Genomic DNA, 14,786 nt, shown 5'->3' on the forward strand with positions numbered 1-14,786 from the left:
AATGGTGTTTAATTGCCTGGTTATATTTGAAAAATCAGTATTCAAATCCAACGTTTTAATACTTATATAGCTTCCACATATTATGAAATCACTTGTCTGGAACTATTTCTTCATCAGTCTTTGCATATAGTATAAGACCACTTACTTTGCCTGCAAAGAATGATTCCATATTTTTTACATACGTAAAAATTTGATACAAGTTATTGGAATGAAATGTCTTGTTTTCAAAAAGGCTATTTGTTTGCATTGTTTTCGAGTAGTATTTAGTGTCTATGATTAGGATTTTGTTTTTGTATCGTAAAGTGATGTCTGATTTCATAACAGGTAAATATTCTATGTGCCTACCATTAACATCCCAGTCAATATGTGCAGCCGATGCATTGAGTTCTGGGTAATGCCTGCGGTAATATTCAAGAACGAATTTTTCAAATAGTCTATGCATATGTTGATTATCTATAAAACGTGATATTTTTAAAGTGCCGTTCTGCTCAGTCATAAGCATACCTTCAATTATTAGATAACATATATTTAAAAGCATCTTATATGTAGAATTATTTCGGTGGTATTTTATACTTGACCACTGAATCATCTCAGGTTTTATCTCATCAACCTCATTGAAATATAACATTACTTTTTTCAAAGCATTTTTATTTTTTATTGATACTTCTTGACAGCGCAGTAAAAGCATAGCAGTAGTTTTAAGAATTTTATTCATATATGAATTTTCTAAGAGTTCATCATAGTCGCAAACAAATTGTTTTTTAGTAATAAAATTTTGCTTAATTGAGGCTGAGATATTTATTTTCCCAATAGGCCTGTTTATAGCCTCAGTTCTTTCAAGATATTCTTTGTTAAGACCTCTTTTTATTTGATTAGTAATTCCTTTAGATAGAATTGCAGCAAATAAATCCGAAGCATAGTCAAAATCTTCTGCAGTTATGTTATTATATCCTTCTTCATTTAAAATTTGATATGCATAAGCGAGCATGTAATAAATATTTTTAATTCTAACCATTTAAGACACCACACAGACTTTTTGACCATTGCTCAACTTTAGCTGGTTCATCGAACCAATATTCATTTAATAGAGGTAAAATTTCATACTTTATAACAGCCTCCAACCATTCATCTGTTACTTCATCATTAGTGCAAAGATAACTATGACCAATACGGAAACCACTTCCAAGTGTTTCATCCTTACAGATGAAGTCATTCAAAGCTTTAATTTTATCAACAAGGGCATTAAATTTTGGGTTATTAGCTTTGAGCATTACCGCTCTAAAACCATCAGAATCAAAAGCGGGTTCGAGTTCAAAAAAGCAAATCTTCTTCGAAGGGCATAGTCGATTATAGCAAGGCTTCGATCTGCTGTATTCATCATTCCAATAATATAAACGTTTGATGGAACAGAAAATAATTCATTGGAATAAAGCAGACGTATCTTTTCGCCACGCTTTTCTCTTTCAATAAGCATCATCAACTCACCAAAGATTTTACTTACATTTCCACGTTAATTTCATCAATAATAAAGAAATAATCCCTCTCATCATCATCTTGGGCTGCTTTACAAAATTGGTAAAAAGGCCCATATGCGAGTTCAAATCCGTTTTTAGAGGGACGGAAGCCCATAATAAAATCTTCATAGCTGTAGCTTTGGTGAAATTGAACCATCATAACTCGGCTTGTGTCTTTTTGACCCATTATTGAAAATGCTAGCCTTTTAGCTGCAAAGGTTTTGCCCACTCCAGGTGCACCTTGTAAAATTATGTTTTTCTTCGTTTTTAGTAGATTGACTAAAGTATCATAACGCTCAGCAGTCATAAATACTTCACTTAGGAAGTCATTTTTAGTATAAGATTCATATTTTATCTCTGGTTCTTCGATAATGACGGAATTGTTATCTTCAATGAATATAGCTTCTAATTTTTGAACATAATCGGTATAAGGAGTAATATCAGTAAGTGTTTTCATTACTGCTTGTCCAGGATGTTCCCATTCGCCTTTATGAGTCCATTTAATTTTTCTTATATGTTTATAACTTTTACGACTGGGATCATATATATAGTCTGTTTCAACAATACCTCGCCCGATAACTTTATACATACCTTTTTAGCAAAAACAATATCGCCAATTTGTATTTCATTTGCAAACTGCCAAGTTGCAAGAGCAGAATTTTTATATGACAATTCAGGGCCATATAGTTCTTTCATCTTTGCTTTCATATCTTCTTTGCTTTTATACTGTTTAAGGTCGCCCATTTCGTCCCATTCTATTCCCATAATACCTTGATAATAAAACTCATCCCACTTGGAAGAATTTTCACCTGGTGCATAAATCCAATATCGCTTTTTAGGTGAACCTAACATAAATTTTTCTTTATACTGAATTTTATTAGTGATAATGGCATCAATTATATTTGCTTGTTCATTAGTTAATTTAAAATTTGTTTGATTTGGGAATTTTAAAAAGCTTATATTTTTTAAACGTTCATCTGCTAATAAATCCTCTTTTTTAAAATATTATCAACTAATTTATGTGTAAGTTTAATATCTACAACAGGATATTCCCCTGAATTAATATTATCTGAAATTATATAAGGATCTGAATCTTCATCTTGTCTAATTTCTGGTTCACATAGAATAATACCTGAAGCTATAATTCCACCATTTTGACCTGAAACCCACATATATGCACGATCACCTTTTTTATTTGATTTTGATATTGCTTAATGCTCCATGTTATAATTTCAAGATCCTTAACAGCACCTATAACGTCATAATAATTAGGATTAACTTGAAAAATCCAACCATCATTTTGACTTTCTATAATTGTGCTTTCCCATGCTGCATATGACAATTCTGGAAAACTTTTATGAGGGCAGTTAATATCTTCAAATATTGTTCTACAAGTTGAAATGAGTTCCAAATAAGTTTTTGCATCAGGAAATTGTTTTAAATCAGAAATACTGGTTATTTTTGAATAATATGGAGTATTGATTTGAGTTAAGTATTTTCTATTACGTTCATCAAGATTTAGATAAAATAGTGGACGTATCCAGTAAAGTCCCACAGTTATATTCCATTTTACCCCTTGCTGCTTCCTTACTTTGTCAAAATAAGTTATAAATAATAACTCGTTGTCATTAGATGGATTATCTGCATATTTTATTGCTGCTTCAAAAAGATTCCAAAGATTATCAATATCATCTTCGCTACGGTCTGCTTTAAAGCCGAAAAACCAAGCCTTCAAATTGTTCAATATTGGAATACCATTAAATTCAGTTGGTGTTTTGGCTTTAACACCAAGTTTATCACCTAATTTTTTCATAATGGCTATTCGATTTTCAATGGTTATTCCTTTGTTGAAACATCCAAATACTGTAAATGGACAAATGTCATCAATTGGTTTTCCATCCTTTTCTAAAAAAGGGTAGCGTAATCCTACATCATCATAGGTATCTTTGATTATTGTAAGAAGTTGCGGCCGGTTGTTTTTATAAGCAAGCAACCTATTGGCAAATTCAACGTAAAAATCTTTCCAAGTAAAGGTATTTTTGTTTGAATATTTTGATTCACTTTATAACACCTCGTTTATAGGGGATTATTATTGACTAAAATTTTTGTATTAACAATTATTACCATAAATTTATTTTATCTTATAAGAAGTTATGTGTCTATAGTGTAATTTTTACAATTAGTGCATTTTTTAATAGATCAATGGAGTGGCTTAAGTCCTTCGATATTATAAAAGATATATTTATATTTGTATCCAACGGAAACGATAAGGCATTGAATTTTTACTTGAAAAAGGGTTTTAAAATAAGCCACCAAATTTTAGATGGATTTATCACAGTTTTAAGAAATTTTTAAAGCATCCAAATTTACGGATGCTTTTTTCTTGACATTAATTTTCTGACGATTTATAATTAAAATAGTCATAAATGAGCAAAAGTGAGCATAAATTATAATATAAATAATCAAAAATGAGATTAGGTGATTATATGTTTGCAGAAGAGAGGAAAAATAAGATAATCGAGCTGATTAAAGGTGGACAAAGTGTAAAGGTTTCTGAACTTGCTAAAATGTTCAATGTATCTGAATCTACCATAAGAAGGGACTTAAATGAACTTGAAACTATGGGGGCAATAGTAAGAACCCATGGTGGTGCTGTAAACAGTTTTCATACTAATTTTGAACCTTCCTTTATTGAAAAACAGGACAAGTATCTTTGTGAAAAGGACTATATAGGAAAGATTGCAGCAAGGCTTATTAACGACGGCGATACAATTATCCTTGACGCCGGAACTACAACCCAATATATTGCAAGATATATTACCGCTAAAAATGTAACTATAATTACAAACTCAGTAAATCTTGCCAATGACCTTTCAAGCAGGGAAGACATTGAGGTTATTATAACAGGTGGGATTATAAGACCAAAAACAAAGGCTATGGTAGGATTTATTGCTGAAGACACGTTAAGGCAATTTAGAGTTGATAAGGCCTTTATTGGAGCAAATGGAGTCTCAATAAAATTTGGAGTTACAACACCAAATTCGATGGAGGCAAATGTAAAAAGAGCCATGATGGAAAACGCAAAGGAAGTTTACCTTTGTGTAGATAGTTCAAAATTTAATGAAGTAACATTCTCATTGATATGCCCGGTATCGAGGGTAAATTATATCATTACAAATAATATGGAGGATGAAGAAAAGGTAAAATACAAAAACTTGGTGTAGAAGTTATAACAGAATAAAGGTGGTAGATAAATTGATTTACACAGTTACTTTAAATCCTGCCTTTGATATGGCTGTATATTTGGATGAACTTGTAAAGGGGATGTTAATAGGAGCATTAAAAGCTTAATCGATATAGGGGAAAGGGTATTAATGTTTCTAAAGTTATTAAATCCATTGGTGGAGAAAGTATTGCCCTTGGATTTTTAGGACAAGAAAATAGGGGAATTTTACTAAACAGCTTGATAGGCTTGGAATTAAACATGATTTTATTTATGTAGAAGGTGAAACGAGGACAAATATAAAATTAGTAGAGAATAAATTCGACATTTTTACTGATATAAATCAAAAAGGGTTTGGGATTACTATAGAGGATATTAATAAATTATTTGAAAAAATAAAGTATTATGCACGGCAAGGAGATATATTTGTATTATCAGGAAGCCTTCCTGAGGGAGCTGATAACAATATCTATTTTGAGTTGATTAAACTTTTAAAGAATATAGGTGCTATAACGATATTAGATGCAGATGGAGAGGCTCTAAAAAATGGACTTTTAGCAAAGCCAGACATAGTTAAACCTAATATTAATGAACTTAGGATGATAATGGATTTTAAAGATGATCTAAATTCCATAGCTTCAGTAGGAAAGGAATTGATAAGCCAAGGGACAGAAAAGGCGGTTATCTCGATGGGAGGTAATGGGGCATTTTATGTAACAAGGGATAAGATATTTTATGCTTATCCTGAAAGGGTGGAGGTTAAAAGCACTGTAGGAGCAGGGGATGCAATGGTGGCAGCTATTGCCTTTGGTGAATCTAAAAATATGGAGGATGAGGAAGTTTTTAGATTAGCCGTATCTTCTGCTACAGCTGCAATTATTGAGGAAGGAACAAAATCGCCGAAGTTAGAAAACATTAATAAGCTAATGAAAAAAATTAAAATTGAAAGGTGGATGTAAATTGGACATAAAGATGATGTTTTCAAAGGAAAGGGTGTCCTTTGATTTAAAAGCAAGGACAAAGGAAGAAGCAATCGATGAGTTAATTGAGATGCTCTACAAGGATGGTAAATTGAAGGACAAAGAATCCTTTAAAAGGGCCGTTCTAAAAAGAGAAGAGGAATTTTCAACAGGAATAGGAATGGGAATTGCAATACCACATGGTAAGGATTCTTCGGTTGTAGAGCCATGCATAACCTTTGGAGTATCAAAAATGGAATTGATTTTGATTCCATGGATGGAAAGCCTGCACATATATTCTTTTTAATCTCTGTTCCAGAAGATGCAGCTGATACCCATCTCCATATACTTAGCTTTATATCAAGGAAACTAATGCATGAGGATGTTAGACAGAAGCTTTTTAATGCAAAGGATTTTGAGGATGTTATTAATGCCTTCAATTAAATTTAAATATGTTAAAGGGGGATTTTTCTATGAAAATTTTAGCAGTTACGTCCTGCCCTACAGGTATAGCTCATACCTACATGGCGGCGGAGGCATTGCAAATTGCAGCAAAGGAGCTTGGAGTGGACATTAAGGTTGAAACAAGGGGTTCTGTTGGTGCAGAAAACGAAATAACAAATGAGGATATTAAAGGAGCCCATGCAGTTATTTTGGCAGTTGACACAAAAGTTGACGAGGAAAGGTTCAGGGGACTACCTATTGTAAAAGCTAGTGTAAAAGACGCAATAAAGGATGCAAAGGGATTAATTCAAAAGGCTATGGCTATGGAAAAGAAGGAATATGTAGACAAGGTTTTTGAGGCAAAAAAGGAATCTAAGGAAAAGATAACTGGAGCCTATAAGCACCTAATGACTGGTGTTTCTTACATGATTCCATTTGTTGTTGCAGGTGGTATACTTATCGCTTTATCCTTTATGTTTGGTATTAAGGCTTTTGAACAAAAGGGAACTTTAGCTGCAGCCCTCATGGATATCGGTGGTGGCGGTGCCTTCTCATTGATGGTTCCAATCCTTGCAGGTTTTATAGCCTTTTCAATAGCTGATAGACCAGGTCTTGTTCCAGGTATGGTTGGCGGTGTTCTTGCTGGAAAACTTGGAGCAGGTTTCTTAGGTGGTATTATAGCAGGTTTTGCTGCAGGATATGTTGTAGCATGGCTAAAGAAGGTTATTAAACTTCCAAAGACTATGGAAGGGCTTATGCCGGTTTTAATATTACCTCTTCTTTCTACACTTATTGTTGGCCTTGGTATGATTTATATAATAGGTGGGCCGGTAGCTGCGATTAATAATGCTATGGCAAATTGGCTTAAGAATATGAGTGGAGGCAGTGCTATAACTTTAGGTATAATTTTAGGACTTATGATGGCCTTTGACATGGGAGGTCCAGTAAACAAAGCAGCATACACCTTTGCGGTTTCAACCCTTGCAGCAGGTCAACCATCTATGATAATGGCTGCAGTTATGGCGGCTGGTATGACTCCACCTCTTGGAGTTGCCCTTGCAACCCTTATTGCAAAGGATAAATTTACTGAAGAAGAAAGGGAAGCTGGAAAAGCAGCATTTTTCCTTGGAATATCCTTTATAACAGAAGGTGCTATACCATTTGCAGCGGCAGATCCATTTAGAATAATACCATCCATAATGGTCGGTTCTGCAGTTACTGCAGCCCTTTCAATGGCATTTAAGTGCACTCTTGCAGTTCCGCATGGTGGAATATTCGTATTGCCAATTCCAAATGCTGTAGGAGGATTATTCCTCTATACGATAGCAATAATTATAGGAACCTTAGTTACTGGATTTATGATTTCTGCACTTAAACCAAAAAGATAAATTTAATAAAAGGCAGGGCCTCCTGCCTTTTATAATGTAGTAGAATTGGAGGGAATACTATGATAGAAAGAAAAGTAATAATAAAAAATCCTACAGGGCTTCATGCAAGACCAGCAAGCCTTCTTGTGAAGGAGGCCAATAAGTTTAAAAGTGAAATTATGATTAATAAAAACGGAAAAGATGTAAATGCAAAAAGTATATTGAGCGTATTATCATTAGGGGTATCAAATGGAGATGAAATAATAATAAAAGCAAATGGAGAAGATGAAAAGGAAGCAATGGATGCTATAATAAACTTAATAGAAACATTTGTTGAATGAAGGAGATGTTTTTATGCTAAAGGGCATTGCAGCATCATCAGGAATAGCAATAGGAAAAGCGTATGTAATAAGGGAAGAAGAAAATGCAATTAATAGATATGAAGTCAAGGATACTGAAAAGGAAATAAAAAGATTTCTAGAGGCAATTTTAAAAGCAAAGGAAGAAATAGAAGTAATTAAAGAAAATGCAGTTAAAAACTTTGGAGAAGAAAAGGCTTTAATATTTGAGGCTCATCTTATGATTTTAGAGGATGAAGAGTTTAGGGCTTCTGTCATAGAAAAAATAAAACAAAATATTAATGCTGAATATGCAGTTAAGGAAACGGTTGAAATGTTTGAAGGTATTTTTGAGCATGGAAGACGAATATATGAGGGAGAGGGCAGCGGATATAAGGGATATTGGAGGCAGAATAATAAGAGCTCTTAAAGGAGAAGAAAAAACTTCAATTGGCGATATAAAGGATAAATGTATTATAGTTGCAAAGGATTTAACGCCTTCAGATACAGCTCAGCTCAATAGAGAATATGTCCTTGGATTTATAACTGAACTTGGGGAAAAACATCCCATTCAGCAATTATTGCAAGGGCCCTTGAAATTCCTGCAGTATCAGGGATAAAGGATGCAACGGAAATATTAAAAACTGGGGATTTAATCATTTTAGATGGGGTAAAGGGAATTATATATATAAATCCTGATGAAAGTCTAATTGATGAATACCAAAATAAAATCCAAAGGGAAATGGAAGAGAAAAGGGAACTATTAATATATAAAGATAGAAAGGTATTAACAAAGGACGGCAAAAGAATTGAAGTTGCAGCAAATATTTCTTCTAAAGAGGAAGTTGATGTTGCTTTAAAATATGGTGCTGATGGGATTGGACTATTTAGGACGGAATTTTTATTCATGAATAGGGAAACAGCACCAACAGAGGAAGAACAGCTTGAGGTTTACAAATACGTTTTAGAAAAGATGGAGGGTAGACCTGTAATCATAAGAACTTTAGACGTTGGTGGAGATAAAAAGATACCTTATATAGATGTTGGGACGGAGATGAATCCATTTTTAGGTTTAAGGGCAATTAGGCTTTGTTTTGAGAGATTGGATTTATTTAAAACGCAGCTTAAAGCACTTTTAAGGGCTTCAATCTATGGAAATTTAAAAATAATGTTCCCTATGATTTCTAAGGTGGATGAAATAAAAAGGGCGAAGGAGATTTTAGAGGATGTTAAAGCTGAATTGAAAAAGGCAGGACAAAAGTTTTCTGATAAAATTGAGATAGGTATTATGATAGAAGTTCCTTCAGCTGCTATTATATCGGATTTGCTTGCTAAAGAAGTTGATTTTTTCTCTATTGGCACAAATGATTTGATTCAATACACTTTAGCTGTTGATAGGATGAATGAGAAAGTTTCTAATATTTATGAACCGTCCCACCCTGCAATTCTAAGATTGATTAAAATGGTTATAGATAATGCCCATAAAGAAGGTAAATGGGTTGGAATGTGTGGAGAAATGGCCTCTGACATTAGTATGATCCCCCTTTTAATAGATTATGGAATAGACGAGCTTAGCATGAGTGCACCATCGGTTCTTAAAGTAAAAAGGAAATATTAAAATCCATAGACTAAGCATTAGTCTATGGATTTATTTTTGTTCTCTTATGTAATCAGCTATGTCAACAAAGGATTTGTCGATTAAAAGATTAATTTCTTTTTGCAAATTTAATGTATTTATTATCCCCTTTGATTTAACTTCTGAAGTTAAATTAATTATCTTTTCATTGTTTTCATATACTTCTATTATTATATTTTTATTTGATGTGTTTAGTTCTATAATATCCTTGTCTTTGTTATATTTTTTAGGTATTCACGAACTGTTTCTATTGCCATATTGCAACCCACCTTACTAATATATATATAATCATATATACATTATTTAAAGATAATAGGGAAAGAAAATGTTACAAATGCTGCCCATAAACCATATATTGGAAGATAATTAGTTATAACCTTTTGGATTGATGAAGAATCTGTCTTGTTTTTAAGGAAACGCAAATAGGCATGCATAATCCATATTAGATTTATATAAATAAGCAAATTTGCACCCAATACTGCAATTCTATTTGGAGTAATACCATAGGAAGAAAGCCTAAATACTATTGCTGATAAAGCAACGCTGTCGATTAAAAGCGCAAGGATTATAAGGGCAAAATTTATATAATCAGTAATATTCTTTTTTCTTCATTTCTGCCTTCTGTAATGGAATATATTATTACAGCCAATACAACAATTAGAACACCATTAAAAGTCAATAAAAAGTTGCGATCTACGAATGGGTTTTTACCAATTAAAAGTGCTGTAATTAAATAAACAAATAATGTGGCTAATACAAGCGGACTAAATATTTTTGCTAAATATGGTGCAATATTTTTAGTCAGTTTAAGGTTATTAATTATTAAATATGATGCAACAACAGAAAGGGTAGAAGCACCGAATAAAACCACATTTTCAAAATAGATTTCAGAAATATCCATTCCGAGAATGCTAAATAGTTGTATAGTTAAAGCTGCTAGTATCATCCCGCTAATTGCCATACTGGCATAGAGTATACAAAATTCACCATTGAATTTTAGATACGCTAATCTTTTCAAAGTATTTTTATAATCATTTCCAACGAATGAAAGACCTAATAATACCCATAAAAATATCGGAAGATGTATTTGAGCAAGAATAATGCTATCTTTATTTTCTAAAGGAAGAGTATTGATATAAAGAATTGAAACTAAAAACAAGGATGTTATTGTGTAAACTATACTTTTTCTTGGATTGCTTTTGTAAATAAAATAAGCGGCAATAAAGGGAATTACACTAAATACAAGATTAGCAGGAGCAATTATTTCTCCTTCAACAAAATGCATCAATATTCTTGTGCTTATTCCAGCTAATATTGCTAAAATACCCATTAACAAAAAATCATTTTGCATATTGAATTTATTTTTGAACCAGCGTTATCATTAAAATATAACCTTTCATACCAAACTGAAAGAACCTGAGAATCAGGTTTTTGCTTCCAGGCGATTTCAAATTCCTTTTTAAATTCTTCAGGATCTTTTCTAAACATTTTTTCAAGCTCGTGGGGATTATCGATGTTTTTTAAAATAAAATTACTAACATCCATATTTTAACCTCCCATAAATCAATAGATTATTCATCTTTTCTATATTCTAAAATATCGCCAGGTTGGCAATCTAAAGCTCTGCATATTGCATCTAATGTTGATAGCCTTATAGCTTTGGCCTTTCCGTTTTTTAATATCGAAAGATTAGCCATAGTAATTCCAACCTTTTCTGCAAGTTCAGTGACACTCATTTTCCTTTTAGCAAGCATCACGTCAATGTTTATAATAATTGCCATATTTTCACCTCATATCGTTAAATCATTTTCTAATTTTATCTCAATTGCCTTTTCAAGAAGCTTTTGGAGAACTGCAGCAAATACTGCAACTACAAAGGAAGCAAATATAATTATAAGTGCAATTAGAATAATACCTGGAGCGTCGTCTTTTTCTCCAATGATATACAAAAATGGCATCATAGAAATATAAATAATGCTAATTATAACCGCACATTGTTTTATATATTTTAGAGCCTTTACCGATAAATCTGAGAAGGCTTTGTTTTTATCAATGTAGTTTAATATATTTATTGCTTGAAATAGAGCAAATAAAAGGGAACAACAGATATATATAATCCAGCAAAGATTGGCATGTAAACAAATTTAGGATAAATCTTTGCAGCATCAATTGCTACCATCGGTAGCCCAAATACACATAGTCCAAAAACAAAAATTCCGATAAACAAAATGGCTGTTTTTAAAAATAGGGTTTCTCGTTTCATAAAATGCACCTCACTTTATAATGTTAATTATATTTTAATACATTATTTATTGAAATACAATAAAATATTATTGAAAAATAATAAATTTTTATCGACAAAATATTTGATAATTAATATAACTTATAATTAATGAAAATAGCATGAATTAGAAGGAATATTTTGATATAATAATTGCTAAAGACTGAAAAAGGGGATATACATGGGAAGGGCATTAAAGGCAGCCTGTATTTCCCTTTGGACTACCAGAATTAGTAGGTATAATTAAATAGTATTGCAGCATTTTTAAAGCAAAACAACATAATAGGTGGAACAGTAATTTATATGTTATAAGTATAAAAAGGGGTTAGATTGATCTAACCCCGCAGATTGTAGACAAACCCTCTTTGGTGTTCATACTTTACAAGAGCCCCGTGAATGGATTTCAAAAAGGCATCTCTCATGAGCTTTAGCAATTCTTGCTTATCGACTTTTCAAAAGTCCGTAATTCTGCACATGGACGTGCAGAGCCGAGTGGCCGACACGGATGTCGGCTCACGAGGGTAGGACTTTGATAACAAAGAAAAGCTTAGAATTGCTTAGCGAAATGAGCGAATGCCAAGAAATCCTTCACGGGGCTTATCAAAATATAACTTTTTCAACAGCCTTCTACCCCTAAATTTTAGTTATTATCTGTCTATTAACGCAACAGTCTCAACGTGTGGTGTATGTGGGAACATGTCAACGCATTTTACTTTTTTACCTTATATCCGTTTTCTACGAATACCTTTAAATCCCTTGCAAGGGATGTGGGTTTGCAAGATACATAAACGAGTTTTGGTGCTTTAAAATTGATTATTTTATTTATAGCCTTAGGATGAATTCCGTCCCTTGGTGGGTCAAGAATTATGATATCCGGCTTTATGTTTAATTCATCCACCTTTGTAAGGACATCCCCGGCGATAAATTCACAGTTTTCTAAGTTGTTTAACTTTGCATTTTCCTTTGCTGCTTCAACAGCTTCTTTAACTATTTCTATTCCAATAACCTTTTTAGCAACAGGTGCCATAATTTGAGCTATCGTTCCTGTTCCTGAATAAAGGTCGAAAATAATTTTATCCTTTGTATCACCTGCGAAATCCCTTACAACCGAATATAATCTTTCTGCGCCTTTAGAGTTAGTTTGAAAGAAGGAAAAGGCTGTTATTTTAAACTTGAGCCCTAATATTTCTTCGACTATAAAATCAACTCCGTATAGTATTTCTGTTTTGTCGCTTTGAACCACATCTGAAATGGAATCATTTATCGTATGAAGTATTCCCATTATTTTTCCTTCTAAGTTTAATGAAAGAATCATATTAACATATTCTTTAAAATCAAAAATTAACTGTGAGGTAGTAACGATGTTTATAAGCAGTTGGTTAGTATTAAAGGCCCTTCTTAAAACAAGATGCCTTAAATATCCCTCATGAGTTTTTTGCTGTAGTATGGGATATTAAGTTTAGAAAAATAGGAAAGGGTAGCATCTAATACTTTATTAAAATCATCGTGGACGATTTTGCAATCATCTGTTGTAATAACTTCATAGAACTTTCCTTTTTTATGCAACCCTAAAGCTAGTTTTCCCTCATCATCTCCAAACGTAAACTCCATTTTGTTTCTATATCCAAACTCTAATGGACTTTTTCAATTCCTAGAAATTCGTATTTAATTCCTGCTTCATCAAGTAATTTTTTACTTGTTCTGACTTTAAAGCAATTTGATCTTCATAGGGTAGGGATTGATAGGAGCACCCGCCACATAAACCAAAAACGCTGCAGGGAGGGTTTATTTCATTATTTGCCCTTTCTATAGTTTCTATGATTATTCCTTCAGCGTAATCTTTTTTGTTTTTTACTATTTTTATTTTGACTTTTTGACCTAATATAGCATTTTTGATATATACGGTTTTACCATCTATAACTGTTATTCCCTTATTAGGAAAGTTAACATCCTTTATTTCAACTTCGTAAATTTCTCCCTTTTTCAACTTGCATCCTCCTAACATTATGTTATAACTATTAAGTTATTATATAATTAATTATAGTATTTCTCAAGAATAATATGGTTTTGGAGGTGGACTATGTCTATTAGAAATTCTGCTAAGGCAATAATAATTAAAGATGGCAAGCTTTTATGCACAAAAATAAGGATCAGTTTGGGATATTTTATCTTCTTCCTGGTGGTGGGCAAAATAAAGGGAAAATATAATAGAGGCATTGAAAAGGGAATGCAAAGAGGAAATAGGTGCTGAAGTTGAGGTTGGAGATTTAAAATTTGTAAGGGATTACATTGGGAAAAATCATGAATTTAAAGAGTGGGATAGCGATGTCCACCAAATAGAATATATGTTTATATGCTTTTTAAAGGGTGAAATAAACTATGAAAAGGCAAATGAAAAGGATGCATATCAAATAGGGATAGAATGGATAGATCTAAAGAATTTAAAGGATGTTAGAATATATCCTAAAAAATTGTCTGAAGTGATTAAAGAAGATGGAAGTTTTGAGGATATCGTATATTTAGGGGACGTAAATTAATATAATTTTACTAAAGAAATTATGTGGAGTGGTCTTGTGGAGGATATTTGTAAATTAAAGGAGGATCTAGAAAGAATTTTAGAAAGAATAAAAGAACTTTATTCGATGGAGTTTTTGACCTTATGCCCCCTTGGGAAGGAACATTACAAAAATATGATAATAGACAGCATAGACGAAGCCTATTTAAAATTAGAGGAGGCATTAAATATTTTAAGACAAAATGAAGGTAAGAGGGAATTAAAAGAATTTACTTTGGAGGAACTTGCAAATTTTGATGGAAGGAATGGAAAACCAGCCTATGTTGCTGTAAATGGAATTGTTTATGATGTAACTTTAATTGCTTCGTGGGGCGGAGGAAGCCATTTTGGAGTTTTGGCTGGTAAAGATGTTACTGAGGAATATAATAAATGTCATGAAAGTGAAGATAAACTTTCAAAACTTGAAGTAGTAGGAAAGATAAAAGGAAGCAATCTTTAGGGGATATCGG

At 32.5% G+C, this 14,786-nt stretch carries 15 protein-coding genes and 5 pseudogenes; 8 read left to right on the forward strand and 12 right to left on the reverse strand.

What is annotated here, in order from left to right; translation table 11 throughout:
* Positions 1-88: 88 nt before the first annotated feature.
* The 7 genes from PWK10_RS00585 to PWK10_RS00605 all read right to left on the reverse strand — a co-directional run bounded on the left by PWK10_RS00585 (position 89) and on the right by PWK10_RS00605 (position 3,507).
* On the reverse strand, positions 89-1,015 hold the full coding sequence (locus PWK10_RS00585) for a 5-methylcytosine restriction system specificity protein McrC (protein WP_342455592.1): 927 nt from the start codon (positions 1,013-1,015) through the stop codon (positions 89-91).
* Positions 1,008-1,271, reverse strand: coding sequence for a hypothetical protein (locus PWK10_RS18225; protein ID WP_342455593.1), 264 nt, complete (start codon positions 1,269-1,271; stop codon positions 1,008-1,010). The genes PWK10_RS00585 and PWK10_RS18225 overlap by 8 nt, the downstream gene beginning before the upstream one ends.
* Positions 1,271-1,477: a hypothetical protein gene (locus tag PWK10_RS18230; RefSeq protein ID WP_342455594.1), complete on the reverse strand. Its 207-nt coding sequence runs from the start codon at positions 1,475-1,477 to the stop codon at positions 1,271-1,273. The genes PWK10_RS18225 and PWK10_RS18230 overlap by 1 nt, the downstream gene beginning before the upstream one ends.
* Before the next feature lie 20 nt (positions 1,478-1,497).
* On the reverse strand, positions 1,498-2,103 hold the full coding sequence (locus tag PWK10_RS18235) for an AAA family ATPase (RefSeq protein ID WP_342455595.1): 606 nt from the start codon (positions 2,101-2,103) through the stop codon (positions 1,498-1,500).
* Positions 2,025-2,366 (reverse strand): hypothetical protein, encoded by a 342-nt coding sequence (locus PWK10_RS00595; RefSeq protein WP_274767052.1) that lies wholly within the window; start codon positions 2,364-2,366, stop codon positions 2,025-2,027. The genes PWK10_RS18235 and PWK10_RS00595 overlap by 79 nt, the downstream gene beginning before the upstream one ends.
* A gap of 128 nt (positions 2,367-2,494) precedes the next feature.
* Positions 2,495-2,686 carry a hypothetical protein gene (locus PWK10_RS00600; protein ID WP_274767053.1) on the reverse strand — a complete coding sequence of 64 codons (192 nt, stop codon included), beginning with the start codon at positions 2,684-2,686 and terminating at the stop codon, positions 2,495-2,497.
* Positions 2,653-3,507, reverse strand: coding sequence for a hypothetical protein (locus PWK10_RS00605; RefSeq protein WP_274767054.1), 855 nt, complete (start codon positions 3,505-3,507; stop codon positions 2,653-2,655). Before PWK10_RS00605 ends, PWK10_RS00600 begins: the two co-directional genes overlap by 34 nt.
* A 493-nt stretch (positions 3,508-4,000) precedes the next feature.
* On the opposite strand from PWK10_RS00605, the gene PWK10_RS00610 reads away from it, so the two are divergent.
* The 6 genes and pseudogenes from PWK10_RS00610 to ptsP all read left to right on the forward strand — a co-directional run bounded on the left by PWK10_RS00610 (position 4,001) and on the right by ptsP (position 9,463).
* On the forward strand, positions 4,001-4,738 hold the full coding sequence (locus tag PWK10_RS00610) for a DeoR/GlpR family DNA-binding transcription regulator (RefSeq protein ID WP_274767055.1): 738 nt from the start codon (positions 4,001-4,003) through the stop codon (positions 4,736-4,738).
* A 238-nt stretch (positions 4,739-4,976) separates the two neighbouring features.
* Positions 4,977-5,696 (forward strand): annotated as a pseudogene (locus PWK10_RS00615) (1-phosphofructokinase family hexose kinase); the annotation flags it as partial.
* Between the two features lie 16 nt (positions 5,697-5,712).
* A pseudogene (locus tag PWK10_RS00620) lies at positions 5,713-6,140 on the forward strand (PTS sugar transporter subunit IIA).
* 29 nt (positions 6,141-6,169) lie between these two features.
* Complete coding sequence (locus tag PWK10_RS00625) at positions 6,170-7,528, forward strand: PTS fructose transporter subunit IIC (RefSeq protein ID WP_274767056.1); 1,359 nt, start codon at positions 6,170-6,172, stop codon at positions 7,526-7,528.
* 59 nt (positions 7,529-7,587) lie between these two features.
* Positions 7,588-7,848, forward strand: a complete 261-nt coding sequence (locus PWK10_RS00630; protein WP_274767057.1) for an HPr family phosphocarrier protein — start codon at positions 7,588-7,590, stop codon at positions 7,846-7,848.
* Between the two features lie 13 nt (positions 7,849-7,861).
* Positions 7,862-9,463 (forward strand): annotated as a pseudogene (gene ptsP, locus PWK10_RS00635) (phosphoenolpyruvate--protein phosphotransferase).
* Positions 9,464-10,061: 598 nt separating this feature from the next.
* On the opposite strand, the gene PWK10_RS00640 reads toward ptsP, so the two are convergent.
* The 5 genes and pseudogenes from PWK10_RS00640 to rlmD form a co-directional block, all read right to left on the reverse strand.
* A complete protein-coding gene (locus PWK10_RS00640; protein ID WP_274767058.1) occupies positions 10,062-10,811 on the reverse strand; it encodes a hypothetical protein in 750 nt (249 codons plus the stop codon).
* Positions 10,811-11,026, reverse strand: a complete 216-nt coding sequence (locus PWK10_RS00645; RefSeq protein WP_274767059.1) for a hypothetical protein — start codon at positions 11,024-11,026, stop codon at positions 10,811-10,813. Before PWK10_RS00645 ends, PWK10_RS00640 begins: the two co-directional genes overlap by 1 nt.
* Positions 11,027-11,052: 26 nt before the next feature.
* Positions 11,053-11,262 (reverse strand): helix-turn-helix domain-containing protein, encoded by a 210-nt coding sequence (locus PWK10_RS00650; protein WP_274767060.1) that lies wholly within the window; start codon positions 11,260-11,262, stop codon positions 11,053-11,055.
* A 9-nt stretch (positions 11,263-11,271) separates the two neighbouring features.
* A pseudogene (locus tag PWK10_RS00655) lies at positions 11,272-11,744 on the reverse strand (DUF2975 domain-containing protein).
* A gap of 665 nt (positions 11,745-12,409) precedes the next feature.
* A pseudogene (rlmD, locus tag PWK10_RS00660) lies at positions 12,410-13,749 on the reverse strand (23S rRNA (uracil(1939)-C(5))-methyltransferase RlmD).
* A gap of 229 nt (positions 13,750-13,978) precedes the next feature.
* On the opposite strand from rlmD, the gene PWK10_RS00665 reads away from it, so the two are divergent.
* Together PWK10_RS00665 and PWK10_RS00670 are read left to right on the forward strand one after the other, a co-directional pair.
* Positions 13,979-14,299 carry an NUDIX domain-containing protein gene (locus PWK10_RS00665; RefSeq protein WP_274767061.1) on the forward strand — a complete coding sequence of 107 codons (321 nt, stop codon included), beginning with the start codon at positions 13,979-13,981 and terminating at the stop codon, positions 14,297-14,299.
* Between the two features lie 36 nt (positions 14,300-14,335).
* Complete coding sequence (locus PWK10_RS00670) at positions 14,336-14,776, forward strand: cytochrome b5 domain-containing protein (protein WP_274767062.1); 441 nt, start codon at positions 14,336-14,338, stop codon at positions 14,774-14,776.
* The last annotated feature ends 10 nt before the right edge of the window (positions 14,777-14,786 follow it).

This window comes from Caloramator sp. Dgby_cultured_2 (assembly GCF_028872215.1).
GTDB lineage: Bacteria > Bacillota > Clostridia > Clostridiales > Caloramatoraceae > Caloramator > Caloramator australicus.

Coding starts and splice junctions, on each gene's coding strand:
- PWK10_RS00640 (WP_274767058.1), bottom strand. CDS start 10,811: ATGGGTATTTTAGCAATATTAGCTGGAATAAGCACAAGAATATTGATG.
- PWK10_RS18230 (WP_342455594.1), bottom strand. CDS start 1,477: ATGATGCTTATTGAAAGAGAAAAGCGTGGCGAAAAGATACGTCTGCTT.
- PWK10_RS00585 (WP_342455592.1), bottom strand. CDS start 1,015: ATGGTTAGAATTAAAAATATTTATTACATGCTCGCTTATGCATATCAA.
- PWK10_RS00650 (WP_274767060.1), bottom strand. CDS start 11,262: ATGGCAATTATTATAAACATTGACGTGATGCTTGCTAAAAGGAAAATG.
- PWK10_RS00600 (WP_274767053.1), bottom strand. CDS start 2,686: ATGTGGGTTTCAGGTCAAAATGGTGGAATTATAGCTTCAGGTATTATT.
- PWK10_RS00595 (WP_274767052.1), bottom strand. CDS start 2,366: ATGTTAGGTTCACCTAAAAAGCGATATTGGATTTATGCACCAGGTGAA.
- PWK10_RS00625 (WP_274767056.1), top strand. CDS start 6,170: ATGAAAATTTTAGCAGTTACGTCCTGCCCTACAGGTATAGCTCATACC.
- PWK10_RS00645 (WP_274767059.1), bottom strand. CDS start 11,026: ATGGATGTTAGTAATTTTATTTTAAAAAACATCGATAATCCCCACGAG.
- PWK10_RS00630 (WP_274767057.1), top strand. CDS start 7,588: ATGATAGAAAGAAAAGTAATAATAAAAAATCCTACAGGGCTTCATGCA.
- PWK10_RS00610 (WP_274767055.1), top strand. CDS start 4,001: ATGTTTGCAGAAGAGAGGAAAAATAAGATAATCGAGCTGATTAAAGGT.
- PWK10_RS18225 (WP_342455593.1), bottom strand. CDS start 1,271: ATGCTCAAAGCTAATAACCCAAAATTTAATGCCCTTGTTGATAAAATT.
- PWK10_RS18235 (WP_342455595.1), bottom strand. CDS start 2,103: ATGTATAAAGTTATCGGGCGAGGTATTGTTGAAACAGACTATATATAT.